The sequence below is a fragment of the Bacillus sp. FSL R9-9834 genome, assembly GCF_038006905.1.
In the GTDB taxonomy this organism is placed as follows: Bacteria; Bacillota; Bacilli; order Bacillales; family Bacillaceae_G; genus Bacillus_A; species Bacillus_A pacificus.
Window position 1 is genome coordinate 3674910 of record NZ_JBBOWD010000001.1, and the last position, 19959, is coordinate 3694868.

The 19959-nt window shown below is 38.2% G+C and carries 18 protein-coding genes and 1 other annotated feature; of the genes, 3 read left to right on the plus strand and 15 right to left on the minus strand.

The annotated features are described in order from the left end of the window. The first annotated feature begins 37 nt into the window (after positions 1-37). Complete coding sequence (locus MKY00_RS18925; protein WP_016718314.1) at positions 38-562, plus strand: DinB family protein; 525 nt, start codon at positions 38-40, stop codon at positions 560-562. A 31-nt stretch (positions 563-593) separates the two neighbouring features. Here MKY00_RS18925 and MKY00_RS18930 read toward each other — a convergent pair whose 3' ends face one another. Further along, complete coding sequence (locus MKY00_RS18930; protein WP_074585748.1) at positions 594-962, minus strand: YoqO family protein; 369 nt, start codon at positions 960-962, stop codon at positions 594-596. Between the two features lie 165 nt (positions 963-1127). Here MKY00_RS18930 and MKY00_RS18935 point away from each other — a divergent pair, with 165 nt between their 5' ends. Both MKY00_RS18935 and MKY00_RS18940 read left to right on the plus strand, forming a co-directional pair. Next, positions 1128-2516, plus strand: a complete 1389-nt coding sequence (locus MKY00_RS18935; protein WP_016718315.1) for a membrane protein — start codon at positions 1128-1130, stop codon at positions 2514-2516. Between the two features lie 167 nt (positions 2517-2683). After that, positions 2684-2938 carry a YbeF family protein gene (locus MKY00_RS18940; RefSeq protein WP_001003925.1) on the plus strand — a complete coding sequence of 85 codons (255 nt, stop codon included), beginning with the start codon at positions 2684-2686 and terminating at the stop codon, positions 2936-2938. Between the two features lie 108 nt (positions 2939-3046). Here MKY00_RS18940 and pyrE read toward each other — a convergent pair whose 3' ends face one another. From pyrE to ileS2, 14 genes are all read right to left on the minus strand, one after another. After that, positions 3047-3679: an orotate phosphoribosyltransferase gene (pyrE, locus tag MKY00_RS18945; RefSeq protein WP_000711446.1), complete on the minus strand. Its 633-nt coding sequence runs from the start codon at positions 3677-3679 to the stop codon at positions 3047-3049. After that, positions 3676-4392 carry an orotidine-5'-phosphate decarboxylase gene (gene pyrF, locus MKY00_RS18950; RefSeq protein ID WP_016718316.1) on the minus strand — a complete coding sequence of 239 codons (717 nt, stop codon included), beginning with the start codon at positions 4390-4392 and terminating at the stop codon, positions 3676-3678. Before pyrF ends, pyrE begins: the two co-directional genes overlap by 4 nt. Then, positions 4377-5306, minus strand: a complete 930-nt coding sequence (pyrD, locus tag MKY00_RS18955; protein WP_001081057.1) for a dihydroorotate oxidase B catalytic subunit — start codon at positions 5304-5306, stop codon at positions 4377-4379. The genes pyrF and pyrD overlap by 16 nt, the downstream gene beginning before the upstream one ends. Beyond that, positions 5303-6082: a dihydroorotate oxidase B electron transfer subunit gene (pyrK, locus tag MKY00_RS18960; protein ID WP_000983358.1), complete on the minus strand. Its 780-nt coding sequence runs from the start codon at positions 6080-6082 to the stop codon at positions 5303-5305. The genes pyrD and pyrK overlap by 4 nt, the downstream gene beginning before the upstream one ends. Then, positions 6079-9297, minus strand: coding sequence for a carbamoyl-phosphate synthase large subunit (carB, locus tag MKY00_RS18965; RefSeq protein WP_001126114.1), 3219 nt, complete (start codon positions 9295-9297; stop codon positions 6079-6081). Before carB ends, pyrK begins: the two co-directional genes overlap by 4 nt. Continuing rightward, a complete protein-coding gene (locus MKY00_RS18970) occupies positions 9282-10379 on the minus strand; it encodes a carbamoyl phosphate synthase small subunit (protein ID WP_000828682.1) in 1098 nt (365 codons plus the stop codon). Before MKY00_RS18970 ends, carB begins: the two co-directional genes overlap by 16 nt. Further along, positions 10376-11662 carry a dihydroorotase gene (pyrC, locus tag MKY00_RS18975; protein WP_001108372.1) on the minus strand — a complete coding sequence of 429 codons (1287 nt, stop codon included), beginning with the start codon at positions 11660-11662 and terminating at the stop codon, positions 10376-10378. The genes MKY00_RS18970 and pyrC overlap by 4 nt, the downstream gene beginning before the upstream one ends. Next, the gene (gene pyrB, locus MKY00_RS18980; RefSeq protein ID WP_000018853.1) at positions 11646-12560 is read right to left on the minus strand and encodes an aspartate carbamoyltransferase; all 915 of its coding nucleotides are present in this window, start codon (positions 12558-12560) and stop codon (positions 11646-11648) included. Before pyrB ends, pyrC begins: the two co-directional genes overlap by 17 nt. Positions 12561-12708: 148 nt before the next feature. Beyond that, the gene (gene uraA, locus MKY00_RS18985) at positions 12709-13992 is read right to left on the minus strand and encodes a uracil permease (protein ID WP_016718317.1); all 1284 of its coding nucleotides are present in this window, start codon (positions 13990-13992) and stop codon (positions 12709-12711) included. A gap of 146 nt (positions 13993-14138) precedes the next feature. Then, positions 14139-14681: a bifunctional pyrimidine operon transcriptional regulator/uracil phosphoribosyltransferase gene (gene pyrR / locus MKY00_RS18990; RefSeq protein WP_001156487.1), complete on the minus strand. Its 543-nt coding sequence runs from the start codon at positions 14679-14681 to the stop codon at positions 14139-14141. A 202-nt stretch (positions 14682-14883) separates the two neighbouring features. Then, on the minus strand, positions 14884-15792 hold the full coding sequence (locus MKY00_RS18995) for an RluA family pseudouridine synthase (RefSeq protein WP_000005838.1): 909 nt from the start codon (positions 15790-15792) through the stop codon (positions 14884-14886). 4 nt (positions 15793-15796) lie between these two features. Beyond that, complete coding sequence (gene lspA, locus MKY00_RS19000; protein ID WP_341035172.1) at positions 15797-16255, minus strand: lipoprotein signal peptidase LspA; 459 nt, start codon at positions 16253-16255, stop codon at positions 15797-15799. Positions 16256-16379: 124 nt separating this feature from the next. Next, positions 16380-16709, minus strand: coding sequence for a molecular chaperone DnaK (locus tag MKY00_RS19005; RefSeq protein ID WP_001004666.1), 330 nt, complete (start codon positions 16707-16709; stop codon positions 16380-16382). Positions 16710-16864: 155 nt separating this feature from the next. Then, entirely contained in the window at positions 16865-19630 is a 2766-nt protein-coding gene (ileS2, locus tag MKY00_RS19010) for an isoleucine--tRNA ligase (protein ID WP_000455925.1), read from the minus strand. 71 nt (positions 19631-19701) lie between these two features. Beyond that, positions 19702-19926 (minus strand) — a binding site (T-box leader). Between the last annotated feature and the right edge of the window lie 33 nt (positions 19927-19959).

The following is a 19959-nucleotide window of genomic DNA, read 5'->3' on the forward strand; positions in this document are numbered from 1 at the left end:
TTCTCTGGAGTATTCGTTTAAAGAGGGGGAATTGTAATTGAACTTTGTAATAGATAAAATCGATGGTTTACATCCTGAATTTTCCAAACTAGTTTCCATGATGAATTACGCTCGCTATACAACAATGCAAGAGGTGGAAGATTTAACAATGGAAGAACTTGATTATTTATATAATGAGGAAGCAAATTCAATCGGCATGCTATTATATCACATGGCTGCTGTTGAATTTTATTACCAGATTCATACTTTTGAAGACCGCGAACCAACGGAGGCCGAACTAGAAAGATGGTTACCTGGCCTCGAGTTAGAAGCTCTTGGACGTGAGAAAATAAAAGGAAACTCTATAGAATTTTATATTGATACATTACAAGAAGTACGTTCCAAAACAATTGAAACATTCCAATCGTTACCTGATGAATGGCTGTTTAAAACGACAGACTTTTGGTATGACAAACAAGCAAATAACTATTTTAGGTGGTTTCACGTATTTGAAGATGAAATCAATCATCGCGGACAAATTCGTTTAATTAAAAAGATGCAAAAAGCTCATTCAATAAAATGAGAAAGTGCCACCGAATAAGGTGGCACTTTTTTTATTCATTAGCAAATAACTTTTCATTTACTTTTTTAGCGACTAGCGCTATCACTATTAAAACACACATTAAATATAGTAATTTTGCAATAAATAACCAGCCTTGAAACATTACAATCCCATCTATTATTTCATTTCCCTTCAGTAACAAAAATGGAATCGTGCTAATTATAATAACAAACTCGATGCTGAAAATAATTTTCTTTTTTCGGCTGTATGCTTTCCACTCGTCCCAGCGATACATAGGAGCAAAAACCAACACCCCTATACATAATATAACTGGCACCCATGCACTGTTAAGAAATTGTCCTGAAATAACTGATAATAGCAAACAAACGAGCACACCATAATACCCAATTTTTTTGTGCATAAGCCCTCCTTTAATTCCATTTTTAGGATTAATTGTATTGTAACATCTATTTTTTATTCTTACCATTACAGTACATGAAATTTTACTTTTTCTTTTTCCTATACTCACATACTTTCACCGCTTTCATACAATAAACTACACGAATGCCTAAAGGATGTGAATGTTATGGGAGTTGAATTAACGCTATTACACGCTCTCTATGTTATTTGTTTACTCACCATTATTACCTTTTTTATTTTCCGAAAGGATACGACGATTATTTGTATCGTTTTTATCTTTTTATTAGCATTAACAGCTACAAGTTCTATCCCTCTTGCCATTAGCGGTATTTTTCAAAGTTTCATTTACGCTATTACTGAACTTTTACCAACTATATTAATCATTTCCATTATCGTATCAATGAGCAATCTACTCGTTCATACCGGCATAAATGATACGATGATTTCACCATTTACAAAGATGATTCGTACCCCTACCCTCGCCTACTGGATTATCGGCCTTTTAATGATGACAATTTCTTTCTTCTTTTGGCCTTCTCCAGCTGTCGCCTTAATGGGGGCTATTTTATTACCCGTCGCTGTACGCGTTGGCCTTCCGCCAATTGGAGTTGCCATCGCTATGAACTTATTCGGACACGGCATCGCCTTATCTGGTGACTTCGTTATTCAAGGCGCACCAAAATTAACAGCGGACGCTGCTGGTCTTCCTGTTTCTAGCGTTGTTTCTGCCAGTGTTCCTCTCGTAATTGTTATGGGCATTGTGACAACTTCCGTCGCATTTTTCTTCTTACGAAAAGAATTTCATACAGGATTATCTTCTATACAAGAATCTATTCCATCAACTGCGTCTTCTAAAACGCTCACTTCATTATCTCCTCAGACAAAAAAATGGCTCGCTATTTGTATTCCGATCATATATGCCATCGATATCCTTTGCATGATTCAATTTAAACTACAAGGAAGCGACGCAACTGCACTTATCGGTGGGACCACTGTTATTATGATTATCATCATTTCTCTCATCGCTTACAAAGGAAATGGACTAAATAAAACGACCGATTATTTTATAGAAGGGCTCCAATTTGGCTTTAAAATCTTTGGTCCAGTTATTCCAATTGCTGCACTCTTTTATTTAGGAGATAGCGGTTTTGTAAAAATTATCGGAGACTATTTACCGAAAGGTTCACACGGAATCATTAACGACTTAGGAATCGCTTTGTCTCAAACTGTTCCTTTAAATCAATATGTATCGGCAGGGACATTAACTATCGTTGGTGTCATTACCGGCTTAGATGGATCTGGCTTTTCTGGTATATCACTTGCTGGTTCCATTGCCAATCTTTTCGGAACAGCACTTGGCCATGGAACAGCTACATTAACAGCCCTCGGGCAAATTGCAGCTATATGGACCGGGGGCGGGACGTTAATTCCTTGGGCACTTATTCCTGCCGCTGCGATTTGTAAAGTCGATCCATTTGAACTTGCACGTCGAAACTTTTTACCAGTTGGGATTGGCTTAATTGTCACCACGATCGTTGCGATGTTTATTCTATAGCGTAAGCAAGTTTTCTTTTGCTTACGCTTTTTGCTTGTAAAATTCATCATGAATTATCAGTTTTCAAGAGGGATTCGTTATTACTTAGCGAAATTATATTAGGAGAGTAATTATTTCAAAACGTTTACGAGAAACAGATTACTTCCATTAGAAAAGGGGACATAGCTATGAATGAATTGATTTTCGTCTTATTAATTTGTCCATTACTTATCTTTATCATTTCTATTGTTGGAACCTGCAAGACAAAAACGTATTACGTCATGCCGATTGTAACGTTTGCTAGTTTTTTAATAATAGGTGTTATCGCCTTTACTCCGAAGTTTTTCTTTTGGGTTGGCATGTATAGCATCTTCTCATTTATTGTTTCTTATATGACGCTATTGTTTGTGAGAGGGTATGAAGTTGTGGAAAACGCTAAATAGTTGCTAGCAAGGGGATCGTCATATGATTTTCTTTAATATTGATGGAACTTTACATTGAATTTATATAAAAAAGACGACCGCGTTCCCCCGCAGTCGTCTTTTTTCGTGTTACGCTGTGATCCAAGCTTCGTTAGCTGGATCTTTACGCCACTCTTGTAATTTTTTCGTTTCAGCTTGTCCGATCATACCTTTTTCTGCTGCAACTTCAGTTAATGCACTGTAGTCGCTTAAAGAATATGATGCTACGTTAGCTGCTTCTAGTTTTTCTTTTCCTGCTTCAAGCTCGTATGTGAAGATTGATACGATTCCTAATACTTCACAGCCAGCTTCGCGAAGTGCTTCTACACATGTAATTGCACTACCGCCAGTTGAAATTAAGTCTTCTACTACTACTACTTTTTGACCTTTTTCAGCTTTTCCTTCAATTTGGTTCCCTTTACCGTGACCTTTTGCTTTACTACGTACGTAGCACATTGGTAAATCCATACGATCACTTACCCATGCAGCGTGCGCAATACCAGCAGTTGCTGTTCCTGCAATAACTTCTACAGTTGGGAAGTGCTCTTTAATTAACTCTTCTAATCCAGCTGCAATTGCTTGACGTACTTTCGGATAAGATAAAGTTAAACGGTTATCACAATAAATTGGTGATTTCATACCTGAAGACCATGTGAATGGATCATTCGGTTGTAAAAATACTGCTCCAATTTCTAATAAATGCGATGCGATTTCTTTTTTCATACTGTTACACCTTCCCACTGTTGTTTTACTGTTTTATACGCTTCAAGCGGATTTTCTGCTTTTGTAATACTACGTCCAACTACGATATAGCTTGAGCCAAGTTCCCTCGCACGTTTCGGTGTTGCTACGCGCACCTGGTCATTTATATCATCGCTCGCAAGACGAATCCCCGGTGTTACTGTTACAAATTCATTTCCGCATACTTCACGTAGTTTTGGAACTTCAAGCGTTGAGCAAACAACGCCATCAAGTCCACTTTCTTTCGTTAGTTTTGCATAATGAGCAACCGCTTCTTCTAACGTTTTCTCAATGCCGATCTCTTTTTTCATCATAGCTTCCGAAGTGCTTGTTAGTTGTGTAACTGCAATACAAATCGGTCTCTCTTTTCCTTCTTGCTTACCTTCCTCTAATCCCTCAATCGCAGCTTTCATCATACTGCTTCCCCCAGCAGCATGAACATTTACCATATCAACATCTAGACTAGCTAGGCTACGCATAGCGCTTTTTACTGTATTTGGAATATCATGAAGTTTTAAATCTAGAAAAATCTTATGTCCTTTTTCTTTTAAGTACGTAATAATTGCAGGGCCTTCTTTGTAAAATAACTCCATACCAACTTTGACAAATAACTCTTCCCCTTCAAAGTGGCGCAAGAATTGTTCTACATCTTGTTTCCCTGGAAAATCTAGTGCAACGATTAACGACTGTGACATGTTTGCTTCCAGCTCCTTCCTTGACATTCCGAAATGTGATCAAATCCTAATTCATCTAGTAATGCTGGTAACTCTTCAATAATTGTCGGACATACGAACGGATCGATAAAGTTCGCTGTACCTACTGCAACTGCGCTTGCGCCAGCGTAGAAGAATTCGATTACATCTTCCGCTGTTTCAATGCCACCCATTCCGATAATTGGAATGTTAACCGCTTGGCTTACTTCATGTACCATACGAATTGCTACTGGCTTAATCGCAGGACCTGATAATCCGCCTGTACGGTTTGCTAAAATTGGTTTAGCTGTTTTTAAATCTAGACGCATACCAAGCAATGTATTAATCATCGTTAAACCATCTGCACCTGCATTTTCAATCGCTTTTGCAATTTCCACAATGTTTGCCACGTTCGGTGACAACTTCACGTATACAGGTACTTCAGAAACCTCTTTTACTCGCTTCGTTAAATCAGCAGCAATTTCAGGATTTGTACCAAAGGCGATACCACCTGTTTTTACGTTTGGACAAGAAATATTTAATTCCAGTGCATGGACATTAGGCGCTTTAGAAATTTCCTTTGCAACCGCTACGTAATCCTCAGCTTGTGAACCTGCAACGTTTGCAATGATTGGAAGGTCAAATTGTTCTAACCATGGTAATTCAGAATTCATTACTTTTTCTAATCCTGGGTTTTGAAGTCCGATTGCATTTAACATGCCGCCCGGTGTTTCAGCAACACGAGGCGTAGGATTTCCATAGCGTGGTTGTTCTGTCGTCGCTTTAATCATGATTGATCCTAGTACACTTAAATCGTAAAACTGTGCATATTCACGACCAAACCCAAAGCATCCAGATGCTGGTATAATTGGATTTTTTAATGATAATCCCGGTAATTCAACTTGCAATCTGTTCATAGTACAACCTCCCCGATTGGAAATACTGGTCCGTCGCTACACACCTTCTTGTAAGAATGTCCACTTGGATCTTCTTGTAAGTGGCATACACATGCGAAACAAGCTCCAATACCACAGCCCATACGTTCTTCTAATGAAATATAGGCTTTTTTCTCTTTGTAACGTCCTTCTAATGCACGAAGCATCGCTAACGGACCACATGAATAAAGAATATCAAAGTCAATTCCGTAATGATCAATTACATCTGTGACAAATCCTTTTGTACCGTGTGTACCGTCTACTGTCGCAACATACGTATCACCAAGTTCTGCAAATTTTTCTTCATAGAAAACTACATCTTTCGTTTGAAAACCTAAGATGTGAATCACACGTACACCTTTTGCAACGAGGCGCTGTGATAATTCATAAAGTGGTGGTACACCAATCCCCCCGCCTACTAGTAAAGCTGTTTGACCAGCTTCTGCTTCTTCTACAGGAAAACCGTGTCCTAATGGTCCTAATACATCTACCATTTCACCTTGTTTTCTAGTTGCTAATGTTTTTGTCCCTTGTCCTTCCGCACGATATAGCATTGTAAATTCGTTCTTCTCTTGATCTACATTACAAATACTAATTGGGCGGCGCAGAAGGGGCGCAATGCCCTCTGCTACCTTAATGTGTACAAACTGCCCTGGTTCGTTCATTTGCTGTACTAAAGTTCCTTGAAGCACTAATTCGTAAATGTTCTTTGCGATTTCTTTTTGATTAACGACGATCATATTTTGCTTTTGCATCATGCATGTACCACCTCGTGACGCTTTGTTTGCGTAATTTCTTTCATTGAATGAGCTGAGAATGTCATAGATTCTAATACTCGTAAGATTGCTCTCGTTGTATCAAGTGATGTTAAGCAAGCTACACCATTTTCTACTGATTCACGGCGAATGCGGAAACCATCACGCGCTGGTTGTTTGCCTTTTGTTAATGTATTGATTACAAACTGTGCTTTTCCTTGGCGGATAATATCTAGTAAGTTGTAGTCCTCAGAATCAATTTTGTTTACAACTTGTACTGGGATATTTTGCTCTGTTAATGATTGTGCTGTTCCAGCTGTTGCTAATAAGTTATAGCCGATTTCATGGAAACGTTTTGCAATTTCCATCGCCTCTTCTTTATCTTTATCCGCTACAGTAATGATTACTGATCCGTGCGTTGGGATGTTAATTCCAGAAGCAACTAATCCTTTATATAATGCTTTTTCAAGCGTTAAATCTTTACCCATTACTTCCCCTGTTGATTTCATTTCAGGTCCTAATGTTGTATCCACTGAGCGTAATTTCGCGAATGAGAATACCGGAGCTTTTACATATACTTCTTTCTCTTCTGGGTGATAGCCCGTTCCGTATCCTTGCTCTACTAGGTCTTGCCCTAGAATAACTTTCGTTGCAACGTTTGCCATTGGTACACCTGTAATTTTACTTAAGAATGGTACTGTACGGCTCGCACGTGGATTTACTTCAATTACGTACACTTGATTTTCGAATACGACAAACTGGATATTTAGTAATCCAACAATGTTTAATCCTTTTCCAAGTGCAATTGTATGTTCAATAATTTGTTCTTTTAATTTTTCAGATAAGCTTTGTGGTGGATATACTCCAATTGAGTCACCAGAGTGAACTCCAGCGCGTTCAATATGTTCCATAATACCTGGAATGAATACATTCTCACCGTCTGAAATTGCATCTACTTCAATTTCTTTACCGACCATGTAACGGTCGATTAATACTGGGTGATCTGCGTGAACTTTAACTGCATTTTTCATGTAGTGCAGTAGTTCTTCTTGACGATATACGATTTCCATCGCACGTCCACCTAGTACGTAAGATGGTCTTACTAATACTGGGTAACCAATTTCTTCTGCGATTGCTACCGCTTGTTCTACAGTCGTTGCTGTTTTACCAACTGGTTGTGGGATACCAAGTTTTGTTAAAGCAGCTTCGAATTTATCACGATCTTCTGCACGGTCTAAGTCTTCAAGTGATGTTCCTAAAATCTTCACACCATGTTCTTCTAATTTCGCCGCTAAGTTAATCGCCGTTTGTCCACCAAACTGAACGATAACACCTTCTGGCTTTTCTAAATCGATGATGTGCATTACATCTTCAATCGTTAATGGTTCAAAGTATAATTTGTCAGAAATACTGAAGTCTGTTGAAACAGTTTCTGGGTTATTGTTAATGATAATCGCTTCATATCCAGCTTCTTTAATTGCCCATACTGAGTGAACTGTTGCATAGTCAAACTCAACACCTTGACCAATGCGGATCGGACCAGATCCTAGAACTACTACACTCTTACGATCTGTTACAATTGATTCGTTCTCCTCAGCGTATGTGCTGTAGTAATACGGTGTTGCAGATTCAAACTCTGCCGCACAAGTATCTACCATTTTGAATACTGGCGTCATATTATTTTCTTTACGCATATCGTAAATTTCGCGCTCCGTTTTGTTCCAAGCTGCTGCGATGTAGTGATCGCTGAAGCCCATTTCTTTTGCGGTTTGTAGTACTTCCATATTTCCTACATTCGCTTTTACTTCGCGTTCCATATTTACGATATTTTCAACTTTTTGTAAGAAGAAGAAGTCCATTTCACACCATTCGTTAATCTCTTCTTTCGTTACACCTTGACGAATTGCTTCTGCTACGATAAACAGTCGCTCATCATCTGCTTTAATAATGCGTTTTTTCATTGTTTCTTTATCAAGTTCTTTTAAGTGGTCTAATTCTAAGTGATAAATGCCAAGCTCTAAAGAACGAACCGCTTTTAATAATGATTCTTCTAAGTTACGTCCGATTGACATAACCTCACCAGTTGCTTTCATCTGCGTTCCAAGTGTTCTGTTCGCTGATTCAAACTTATCAAATGGCCAGCGTGGAATTTTTGAAACAACATAGTCTAATGCTGGCTCGAAGCAAGCATAAGTTTTTTGTGTTACTGGGTTTACGATTTCATCTAATGTTAAGCCGACTGCAATTTTCGCTGCTAATTTCGCAATTGGATATCCAGTTGCTTTAGATGCTAATGCAGATGAACGACTTACACGTGGGTTTACTTCGATTACATAGTATTGGAAGCTATATGGATCTAGTGCAAGCTGAACGTTACATCCACCTTCAATTCCTAGTGCACGAATAATTCGTAATGAAGTATTACGTAACATTTGGTATTCACGGTCGCTTAGCGTTTGGCTCGGTGCTACAACGATAGAATCACCTGTATGAACACCAACTGGATCGATATTTTCCATGTTACATACTACAATCGCGTTATCATTTGAATCACGCATTACTTCATATTCAATTTCTTTACAACCAGCAATACTTTTCTCTAATAAACATTGTGTTACTGGGCTATGTTTTAAACCACTTGTTACGATTTCAATTAACTCTTCTTCGTTATGGCAAATTCCGCCGCCCGTTCCGCCTAATGTGAATGCTGGACGAACGATTACTGGATAACCAATTTCGTTTACAAAGCTATATGCTTCATCAAGGTTATGAATGATTTCACTTGGTGGTGTTGGTTCATTTAAATCTTGCATTAATGTACGGAACAAATCACGATCTTCCGCTTGCTCGATTGCTGACAATTTTGTTCCTAAAATTTCAACTCCGCACTCTTCAAGTACGCCTGATTTTGCAAGTTCAACAGCCATGTTTAAACCTGTTTGACCACCTAATGTTGGTAAGATTGCATCTGGACGTTCTTTACGAATGATTCGGCTTACGAATTCTAATGTTAAAGGCTCAATGTATACTTTATCTGCTGTTGCAGTATCGGTCATAATTGTTGCTGGGTTAGAGTTAACAAGGATTACTTTGTAACCTTCCTCTTTAAGAGATTGACAAGCTTGTGTACCAGAGTAGTCAAACTCCGCTGCTTGCCCAATTACAATTGGTCCTGATCCGATTACTAAAATTGTGTTAATGTCTAGGCGTTTTGGCATAACTCTTCCCCTTCTTTCTTGAAGTTTTCAATCATTGTTAAGAAATCTTCGAATAAATCATTTGCATCTTCTGGTCCCGCTGAAGCTTCTGGATGGTATTGTACTGTAAATGCTGGGAACTTCTTATGACGAAGACCTTCTACTGTTCCATCATTTAAAGCAACATGTGTAATTTCAAGTTCTGTATTTTCAACTGATTCTTCTTCTACTGCGTAACCATGGTTTTGAGATGTAATTGCTACTTTTCCAGTTGCAAGATTTTTTACTGGATGGTTTAACCCACGGTGGCCGAATTTTAACTTACTTGTATTCGCACCAGATGCTAGAGCGAACAATTGATGTCCTAGACAAATTCCGAATAAAGGAACTTTACCGATAATGTCTTTTAACATTTCAATTGCTTCTGGTACATCTTTTGGATCCCCAGGTCCGTTACTTAGCATAATCCCATCTGGGCTAAGGCGTAAAATTTCTTCAGCTGTTGTATTGTAAGGAACTACAATCACATCGCAATCACGTTTATTTAATTCTCTTAAAATACCATGTTTCATACCGAAGTCTACTAGTACAACGCGATGTCCGCGGCCTGGGCTTGGGTATGGATCTTTCGTTGATACGCGTTTCACATGATCTGTAAATACTGTCGCTTTTAATTGGCTCACGATGTATTCTACATCTGCATCCATATTACAAAGGCGTCCGCGTAATGTACCGTATTGACGAATTTTTCTCGTTAATTTTCTCGTATCAATCCCTGCTAATCCTGGAATGTTTCTTTCTTTTAAGTAGTCATTTAACGAAATTTCATTACGGAAGTTTGATGGGTGATCACAAATTTCGTTTACGATTAAACCATTTACAGATGGGTGAATCGATTCAAAATCGTCACGGTTGATGCCGTAGTTTCCGATTAATGGGTACGTGAATGTTACAATTTGACCGCAATATGATGGATCAGATAATGTTTCTTGATATCCAGTCATTCCTGTTGTAAATACAACCTCACCTGACTTTTCGATTTCTCCTCCGAAACCTGTTCCAATTAATACTGTTCCATCTTCTAAGATAAGTTGTCTTTTCATACTAATGCACTCTCCTTTTGCCATGCGATCTTACCACCAACGATTGTCATTACCGGCCATCCTTGGCATTTCCAACCTGCGAATGGTGTATTTTTTCCTTTTGATAAGAATGTTGTTGGGTCAATCTCTTCTTCTTGTTCTAAATCAATAATTGTAATATCAGCTGCTCTACCTTCTTTCAGGCGACCTGCTTCTAAGCCGAATGTATCAGCTGGCTTTTCTGTTAAGAATTGAATTAATTGTTCTAATGTAATAATTCCTTTTTTCACAAGGTTTGTGTATAAAAGCGGGAATGCTGTTTCAAAACCAGTAATTCCGAATGGTGCTCTTTCAATTCCTTGTGCTTTCTCTTCTGCTGTATGCGGTGCATGATCAGTTGCGATCATATCGATTGTTCCATCTAATAAACCTTCAATTAATGCTGCGTGATCTTCTTTTCCACGAAGCGGTGGGTTCATTTTAAAGTTAGGGTCAGCTGATGGGATATCATCTTCACATAACACTAGATGATGAGGTGTTACTTCTGCTGTTACTTTAATTCCAGCACGCTTTGCATCACGGATTACACGTACAGAGCCTTTCGTACTTACGTGACATACGTGATAGTGACAATCTGCCGCTTCAGCAAGCAGTATATCCCTTGCAATATGTACAGATTCACATACTGATGGGATACCGTTTAATCCGTGTTTCTCAGAAAACTTCCCTTCATGTACACAACCTTTATTAATAAGAGTATTCTCTTCACAGTGCGCAACTACTGCCATATTTAATTTCGCTGCACGTTTCATAGCAGCTAACATCATGCTAGCATCTTGTACGCCTACACCGTCATCAGTGAAAGCAAATGCTCCAAGTTCTTTTAACGTTTCGAAATCTGTCATTTCAGAACCCGCTTGACGTACTGTAATTGCTCCATATGGTAATACGTTAACATGCGCTTTTTCTTTAATACGATTTTGTAAGTCTTCCATATGTTCTCTGCAATCTGGTACTGGGCGTGTATTTGGCATTGCACAAATTGTAGTGAATCCACCTTTTGCCGCTGCTAGTGTACCTGTTTCAATTGTTTCTTTATGTTCACCACCTGGTTCACGAAGGTGTACGTGTACATCTACTAATCCAGGTGCGATTAACTTTCCGTTCACATCGATTACTTCAGCATTATCTGCCGTAATATTTTCTGCTACCTTAGCGATTTTACCGTCTTGTACGAGAAGATCCGTTGCTACGATTTTTCCTTCTTCATTCATATAACGACCATTTTTAAACAAGTAATTCATGTTTCATTCCTCCTAATACATTTGGTAAGGCGCGTTTTAGTACAGCCATTCTTACGTAAACTCCATTTTCCATTTGTTTAAATATGCGTGAACGCTCACACTCAACAAGTTCACTTGCAATTTCAACATCTCGGTTTACAGGAGCTGGATGCATAATAATGCTTCCTTCTTTCATACGCTGTTCTCTTTCCACTGTTAATCCGTGTTTCTCATGATACTCTTTCATAATGTCTGTTTCATAATGATCATGACGCTCATGTTGTACACGAAGTAACATCATTACATCCACTTCTGGAACAAGCTCATCTAATGGTTTGTATGTTCCAAATGTGTTGTCTTCATCTTTCCACTCTTCTGGACTTGCGAAGTAAATTGTTGCACCCAGTTTCGTTAATGCTTCTGCATTCGAACGTGCTACTCGGCTATGACGAACATCTCCTACTATCGCAATCTTCAATCCTTCAAATCTTCCAAACTCTTGTTTAATGGTAAGAAGGTCGAGTAAGCACTGCGTTGGGTGGTTCCCACATCCATCTCCAGCGTTTAAGATTGGAATATTCACCTGATCTTTTAGTTCATCGAAGTAGCGATCTTGCTCGTGGCGGATGACCACTGCTTTTGTTCCGATTGATTCTAGTGTTCTTATCGTATCGTATAATGTTTCTCCTTTTTGTACGCTAGATGCATCAGCTGAAAAGTTTAAAACATCAAGTCCTAATCTCTTCTCAGCAACTTCAAAGCTAAATCTTGTTCTCGTACTATTCTCAAAGAACAAGTTCGCAACAAAAGTTTGCTCTGTCGTTTTGCTTTCTTTCCCATTCGCAAAATCTTCTGCGTCTTTTAGGATTTCTGAAATTTCTACTTCCGATAATTCACTCATCGTTAACAAATGGCTCATCGTCATCCCTCATCTTTCTGATTTTTATGTTACCACTTTTGTATTTTTATAACAACCTCTGCATAAAAATACCCTAGTCTTGTGAGACTAGGGTGCAAGAAAGAAGCCACCCTTTTCGGTCTCACAGGACTGAATTAAAAGGTTATTATTATGAAGCAATCTGCTTAGATTGTTTTATTTGTTTCGTTTCCGGTAGTAGTAAATTTAGCAGTACACCTACAATTGCTGCTAGTGCCATTCCTTCTACTTGGAATGATTCTCCTACGTGAAGTACCGCTCCACCAATACCGATTACTAGTATTACTGATGCAATCATTAAGTTTCGTTTGTCACTTAAATCTGTTTTATCGTCTACCATCATACGTAATCCGCTTGATGCGATTACACCGAATAGTAAGATTGATACACCACCCATAACTGGTGTTGGTATCGAATGAATCAGTGCAGAAATCTTACCGACAAATCCGAACATGATTGCGAATACGGCTGAACCGATGAATAAGTATACACTGTACGCTCTTGTAATTGCTAGCACACCGATGTTTTCACCATACGTTGTATTCGGTGGTCCACCGATTAGTGATGCGATTAATGTTGCTACTCCATCACCGAAGATTGAACGGTGTAAACCAGGTTTTTCAATTAAATCTCTTTTAATAACATTTCCTAGTACAATTTGGTGTCCGATATGTTCTGAAATTGTTACTAGTGCAACTGGTACCATCAAGAATACGATCTTCCATGAAAACTCTGGTGTGTATGTTACAAATGGTACTGTGAAATCTGGTACAACAAACCATTTTGCCTCAGCTACCGGCTTTAAGTCTACTAGCCCTTGGAAGTAAGCGAAAATATATCCGCCGATAATGCCAAGTAACACTGGTATGATACTGAAAAATCCTCTTCCGAATATTGAGCATATAATTGTAATTGCTAATGTTACTAATGCTACTGAAAAGTGTGTAAAGCTATATTTGCCATCCGCACCATTCATCGCCATGTTAACTGCTGTATGTGCTAAAGCTAGACCGATTACCATTACTACTGGACCAACTACGATTGGTGGTAATAATTTCATAATCCACTTTGATCCTGATTTCTTAATTCCGATTGAGATTAAGATATACACAAGCCCTGCTAGCAACCCACCAAGCATTGCTGCTCCCGGTCCACCTGCCGTTTTCGCTGTTATAATCGGTGCGATAAAGGCGAATGATGATCCTAGATAGGCAGGTACTTGACCTTTCGTTATAAGAAGAAACGCTAACGTTCCTAATCCACTTGATATTAATGCTACTGACGGATTCAATCCTGTTAAAAACGGAACAAGCACTGTTGATCCAAACATCGCGAACAAATGTTGTATACTTAAAAATAACCATTTTCCCGGTTTCGGTACTTCATTAACGTCTAACACTGGCTTTTGTTCCATTGTTACATCCTCCTTCAGTTTAAATCTTTGCAATAAAAAAACTCTTTGTGCCTGTGCACAAAGAGTCCTACACTTTCGTATGCCAAATTTGACATATGAAAGCCAAGACCCTTTGGCAGCCTCACAGGACTACATTTAAAAGGGCTTTACTTATCGTATATGCTTACTCGATCTTGTTGATCTGTCTCTTGCAAATCAACTTCGATACGCTCTTCACTTGATGTTGGAATGTTCTTTCCTACATAATCAGCGCGAATTGGTAGTTCACGATGACCTCTATCAACAAGAACCGCCAATTGGATTTGTGATGGTCTACCTAAATCCATCAGAGCATCCATTGCTGCTCGAACTGTTCTGCCTGTATATAATACATCATCTACAAGGATAACTTTTTTCTTCGTAATATCTACAGGGATATCAGAACCTTTTACAAGTGGTTCTTTATTTTTCGATTGTAGCGTTAAATCATCACGATATAACGTAATGTCTAGCTCTCCAACTTCTATTTCTTTTCCTTCAATTTGACCAATTCGTTCTGCCAAACGTTGTGCAATAAAAATTCCACGAGTTTTAATTCCGACAAGAACACAATTATCGACACCTTTATTTCGTTCCACGATTTCATGACTAATTCGTGTTAAAGCGCGGCGAATCATTTGGTCATCTAAAACGACAGCTTTCTCTTGCATGCTCTACACCTCCAAGCTTTTTTCTTGCGTGAGAGTAATGGTATAAAAAAAGTCCTCTCAGCGTGTGCGAGAGGACTTTTGAAAAAGGGTATAGCATACCCTATGCATTTCAAACCGTTACCTTCTCAACCTCACGGGGCTGTGTTAAAGGATCATTATTTAACTGTTGTCAGTATCTCAGTTTTCTTATGATTTGTCAATACTATTTTCGTAAAATATTTAATGCGTCTTCAAACACTTCTGGAATCGGTGCCTCAAACTGAATATATTCACCAGTGCGAGGATGATCAAATCCTAAAATACCTGCATGAAGTGCTTGTCCGTTCATATCTAACGTTTTCTTTGGTCCATACTTTGGATCTCCTGCAAGTGGATAGCCAATATATTTCATATGAACACGAATTTGATGTGTACGCCCTGTTTCTAAGCGACATTCTACAAGTGTGAAATCTTTGAATCGCTCTAACACTTGGAAATGCGTAACAGCATGCTTACCATTTTCATCAACCGTCATACTTTGACGTTCTTTCTTATCACGAGCAATCGGAGCATCAATCGTTCCCTTATCGTGCGGAATAACACCGTGTACAATCGCTTTGTAACGTCTCGTTACTGTTTTTGCTACAAGTTGATTTACAAGTGATTCGTGTGCCATATCATTTTTAGCAACCATTAATAGGCCTGACGTATCCTTATCAATACGATGCACGATACCTGGACGCATCACGCCATTAATGCCTGATAAGTCTGTACAATGGTGCATAAGACCGTTCACAAGTGTACCACTTGTATGACCTGGTGCTGGATGTACAACCATACCACGCGGCTTATTAACAACAAGTACATCTGCATCTTCATAATAAATTTCTAAGTTCATATCTTCTGGCTGAATATCTAACTCTTCTGGCTCAGGAATCGTCACTGTAATTTCATCATTTTCTCTAACTTTATAATTCCCTTTTACAGCTTTTCCATTAACTGTAACAACGTCATCTTTAATCCATTGTTGTACTTGTGTACGTGACCATTCATTATTTATTCCTGCAACGAATTTATCAATTCGCTCATTTTTTTGTTCTTCTGCAACTGTTACTTGTACTACTTCACTCATTCAATTACTCCTTCGTTTTCTTGCCTTCTAATAATGTTTGAATAATAATTAATACAACACCAATACATAATGCTGAATCAGCGATATTGAATACTGGATAGTTGTACGAGAAAATATACACGTGAATGAAATCCACTACTTCTTGTCTAAATACACGATCAATAAAATTACCAATTGCTCCGCCTAAAATTAGACCTAATGAAATTCCTAGAAGCTTGTCTGTTTTTGCATATTTTTTCATATAAAATACGATAAATGCTACAAAAACGACTGTAATAATGTAGAAAAACCACATTTTATTTTCTAAAATGCCCCAAGCAGCTCCTCTATTTCGATGTGATGTTATGTATAATACATTATCGATAATCGGAATACTCGTACCCAATTCCATGTTCTTTACAATTAGCCATTTCGATATTTGATCGATGGCAATGACAAATAACGCCATTACATAATATATCATTTTCATTTCCCCCACAAAGACAGTGTACCTCAAAATTTTAGCATAGCTGCAACCTTTTCACAATGAACCTTTATAGAAGAATAAAATAAATAAAAAAAAGGTAATATAATATCGTTGTGCCCATTCATACATTTACTTTTTCATAGAAAAATTCATGAATGGTACGTGCAGTCGGCATCGTTTTCATTTGTTTTACCGACATTACTCTCCCTGTGTCTTCACAAATACCATACATATCTATTTCCATTTTAAATAATGCACGTTCTACATCTTTTAAATCCTCTTTTATATCATGTAATAATAGTTTTTTCTTTATCTCTTCCTTCATTTCATACCCAAGCTCTTCGCTAAACTCTGTATTATATTTGTACATAACCTCTTTAGCTAGCCTCTCTTGTAACTCTTTTCGCATCAATTGCAATTCTTCTTTGATTTCCATATACATTTCATTCACGTGTACATTCCTCCCAGTTGCAATGTACGATTAGTGTGTCCGAAATTTATATGCTTACCTCTCACACATTTTTCCTTCATAGGAAAGAGAGTGAAAGTTATTTCAATATACTGTTAACCAAAAAATGACTGCACTTTACGTGCAGTCACCCCTTATTATTTTACATAATTTTCTTTAACAACCGTTGCACAACGCTCACATAATGTTTCATGTTCAGCATCTTTACCAATTGTTTCTGAAACTACCCAACAGCGTTCACATGTTTCACCAGTTGCTTGAGCAACAACAACCGCTGTATGTTCATACTTCGGTGCATCTGCTGGCGCTTCTTCCATCATGCCACCAAGTTTGTACTCAGAAACGATGAATAATTGCTTTAAGTCTTCGTTAATAGACTCTAACATAGCTTTCATTTCTGCAGTTGGATATAGCGTAATGCTTGCATTTAATGACTTACCGATTACCTTTTCATTACGAGCCACTTCTAACGCTTTTAATACGTCATCACGCAATGTCATAAATGCATCCCATTTTGTTTTTAATGCTTCTGCACCATCTAATTGTACAGCTTCTGGCATATCAGTTAATTGTACACTTTCTTCTGTTACACCCGGAATGTATGGCCATACTTCATCAGCTGTATGCGGTAAGATTGGTGTTACAAGTTTCGTCAATGCAACAAGAACATCATATAATACAGTTTGAATTGCACGACGATCTTCATGGTTCGCACCTTCAATGTATAAAATGTCTTTTGCAAAGTCTAAGTAGAATGAACTTAAATCAATTGTACAGAAGTTATGAATTGCATGATATACAGCAGCGAAGTCGTATGTCTCATATGCTTCTTTTACTTTTGTAATTAAGTCATTTAATTTCACTAACATGTAACGATCTACTTCACGAAGTTCAGCTACAGCTACTGTATTTTCACTTGGCTTAAAGTCGTCTAAGTTTCCTAATAAGAAACGGAATGTGTTACGGATTTTACGATACACTTCTGCTACTTGTTTTAAAATATCATCCGAAATACGTACATCAGATTGATAGTCAACAGAAGATACCCATAATCGTAAAATATCTCCGCCTAATTGATCCATAATTTTCTTCGGTACGACGATGTTTCCAATCGACTTACTCATTTTACGTCCTTCACCATCTAATACGAAACCATGGCTTAGTACGCCTTTATATGGCGCTTTTCCTGTTACAGCAACTGCTGTCGATAATGAAGAGTTAAACCAACCACGATATTGGTCAGATCCTTCTAAATATAAATCTGCTGGACGTTGTAAGTCATCGCGCTCTTCTAATACCGCTTGGTGAGAAGAACCTGAGTCGAACCATACATCCATGATGTCTGTTTCTTTACGGAATTCACCATTTGGGCTACCTGGATGTGTAAATCCTTCTGGTAATAGATCTTTCGCTTCACGCTCAAACCATACGTTAGAACCGTGTTCACGGAATAAATCAGCTACATGGTTAATTGTTTCATCCGTAATGATTGGATCACCATTCTCAGCATAGAATACAGGAATTGGCACACCCCATGCACGTTGACGAGAAATACACCAGTCACCACGGTCACGAACCATGTTATGAAGACGAGTTTCGCCCCATGCTGGTACCCATTTTGTTTCCGCAACAGCTTCTAATAATTCTTTACGGAATGCTTCAATAGATGCAAACCACTGTGCTGTCGCACGGAAAATAATAGGTTTTTTCGTTCTCCAATCATGTGGATATGAATGCGTAATGAATGTTAGTTTCAGTAATGCGCCTACTTCTTCTAATTTTTCTGTAATTGGCTTGTTAGCTTTATCATAGAATAAGCCTTCAAATCCAGGTGCTTCCTCTGTTAATACGCCTTTATCATCAACTGGGCAAAGTACTTCTAAGCCATACTTTTTACCAACAATAAAGTCATCTTCCCCGTGTCCTGGTGCTGTATGAACACAACCTGTACCTGCATCTGTTGTTACGTGATCTCCTAGCATAACTAATGAATCACGATCGTAGAATGGATGCTTTGCAACTGTATACTCAAGCTCGCTACCTTTTACTGTTTTCACAACTTCAGCGTTTTCCCACTCTAACGTTTTTGCAACTGTCTCAAATAGTTCAGAAGCAATAATATATTTTTCATCATTTACTTTTACAATAGCGTATTCAAGTTCTGGGTGAACAGAAATACCTAAGTTTGCAGGCAACGTCCAAGGCGTTGTTGTCCAGATGATGTATTTCTCATCACCTTCTAATACGTTCTTTCCATCTTTTACAGGGAATGCTACGTAAATAGATGCAGATTTTTTATCTTGGTATTCAATTTCAGCTTCCGCTAAAGCTGATTCACTCGTTGGTGACCAATAAACTGGTTTTTGTCCTTTATAGATATAACCTTTTTTCGCCATATCACCAAACACTTTAATTTGTTGTGCTTCATAAGCTGGCTCTAAAGTAATGTATGGGTTATCCCAATCAGCACGTACACCTAAACGCTTAAATTGCTCACGCTGACGTTCTACTTGTTCATATGCATACTCTGCACATAACTTACGGAACTCAGCAACTGTCATTTCTTTACGCTTTACACCTTTATTTGTTAAAGCTTGTTCAATTGGTAAACCGTGTGTATCCCAACCTGGGACATATGGTGCACAGAAACCAGTCATTGATTTATAACGAACGATAAAGTCTTTTAATACTTTATTTAATGCATGTCCCATATGAATGTCACCATTCGCATATGGAGGTCCATCATGCAGTACAAATAAAGGACGACCTTTCGTATGTTCTTGTACCTTTTCATAAATATTCATTTCCGCCCACTTTTCTTGCATTGCAGGCTCACGTTTTGGTAAATTCCCACGCATCGGGAACTCTGTTTTTGGCATTAGTAATGTATTTTTGTACTCCATGCTCAATTCCTCCTTACATGTATAAAAGAAAGACCTAAAAAACGGAATAAAAAAGAGACTTTCTCATCCCAAAAAGGGACGAGAAAGTCTCCCGCGGTACCACCCTAGTAGATCCTATACGTATGTATACAATCCTCTTTATATTCTTAACGCGAATATACGCCTACGCTTACTCTATTTGTTCAGCGCGGAACTCCAGGGTGATATTCCCATTATCTCCTTATCCTGAGCTTACACCATCCTCAGTTCGCTATATAAGGTATGAAAAAGGTACTTATCCCTATCTTCGTTTTTCTTAATAAATATGTTGTTTAAAATTATATGTAATA

Bases quoted from the DNA above. Each gene is read 5' to 3' on its own strand.
- ileS2 (WP_000455925.1), bottom strand. From the start codon at position 19,630: ATGGAGTACAAAAATACATTACTAATGCCAAAAACAGAGTTCCCGATG.
- pyrD (WP_001081057.1), bottom strand. From the start codon at position 5,306: ATGAACAGATTGCAAGTTGAATTACCGGGATTATCATTAAAAAATCCA.
- pyrF (WP_016718316.1), bottom strand. From the start codon at position 4,392: ATGTCACAGTCGTTAATCGTTGCACTAGATTTTCCAGGGAAACAAGAT.
- uraA (WP_016718317.1), bottom strand. From the start codon at position 13,992: ATGGAACAAAAGCCAGTGTTAGACGTTAATGAAGTACCGAAACCGGGA.
- carB (WP_001126114.1), bottom strand. From the start codon at position 9,297: ATGCCAAAACGCCTAGACATTAACACAATTTTAGTAATCGGATCAGGA.
- MKY00_RS18970 (WP_000828682.1), bottom strand. From the start codon at position 10,379: ATGAAAAGACAACTTATCTTAGAAGATGGAACAGTATTAATTGGAACA.
- pyrR (WP_001156487.1), bottom strand. From the start codon at position 14,681: ATGCAAGAGAAAGCTGTCGTTTTAGATGACCAAATGATTCGCCGCGCT.
- pyrE (WP_000711446.1), bottom strand. From the start codon at position 3,679: ATGAAAAAAGAAATCGCATCGCATTTATTAGAAATTGGAGCAGTATTT.
- MKY00_RS18935 (WP_016718315.1), top strand. From the start codon at position 1,128: ATGGGAGTTGAATTAACGCTATTACACGCTCTCTATGTTATTTGTTTA.
- MKY00_RS18995 (WP_000005838.1), bottom strand. From the start codon at position 15,792: ATGAGTGAAGTAGTACAAGTAACAGTTGCAGAAGAACAAAAAAATGAG.
- MKY00_RS18940 (WP_001003925.1), top strand. From the start codon at position 2,684: ATGAATGAATTGATTTTCGTCTTATTAATTTGTCCATTACTTATCTTT.
- pyrB (WP_000018853.1), bottom strand. From the start codon at position 12,560: ATGAGCCATTTGTTAACGATGAGTGAATTATCGGAAGTAGAAATTTCA.
- pyrC (WP_001108372.1), bottom strand. From the start codon at position 11,662: ATGAATTACTTGTTTAAAAATGGTCGTTATATGAATGAAGAAGGAAAA.
- lspA (WP_341035172.1), bottom strand. From the start codon at position 16,255: ATGATATATTATGTAATGGCGTTATTTGTCATTGCCATCGATCAAATA.
- pyrK (WP_000983358.1), bottom strand. From the start codon at position 6,082: ATGATGCAAAAGCAAAATATGATCGTCGTTAATCAAAAAGAAATCGCA.
- MKY00_RS18930 (WP_074585748.1), bottom strand. From the start codon at position 962: ATGCACAAAAAAATTGGGTATTATGGTGTGCTCGTTTGTTTGCTATTA.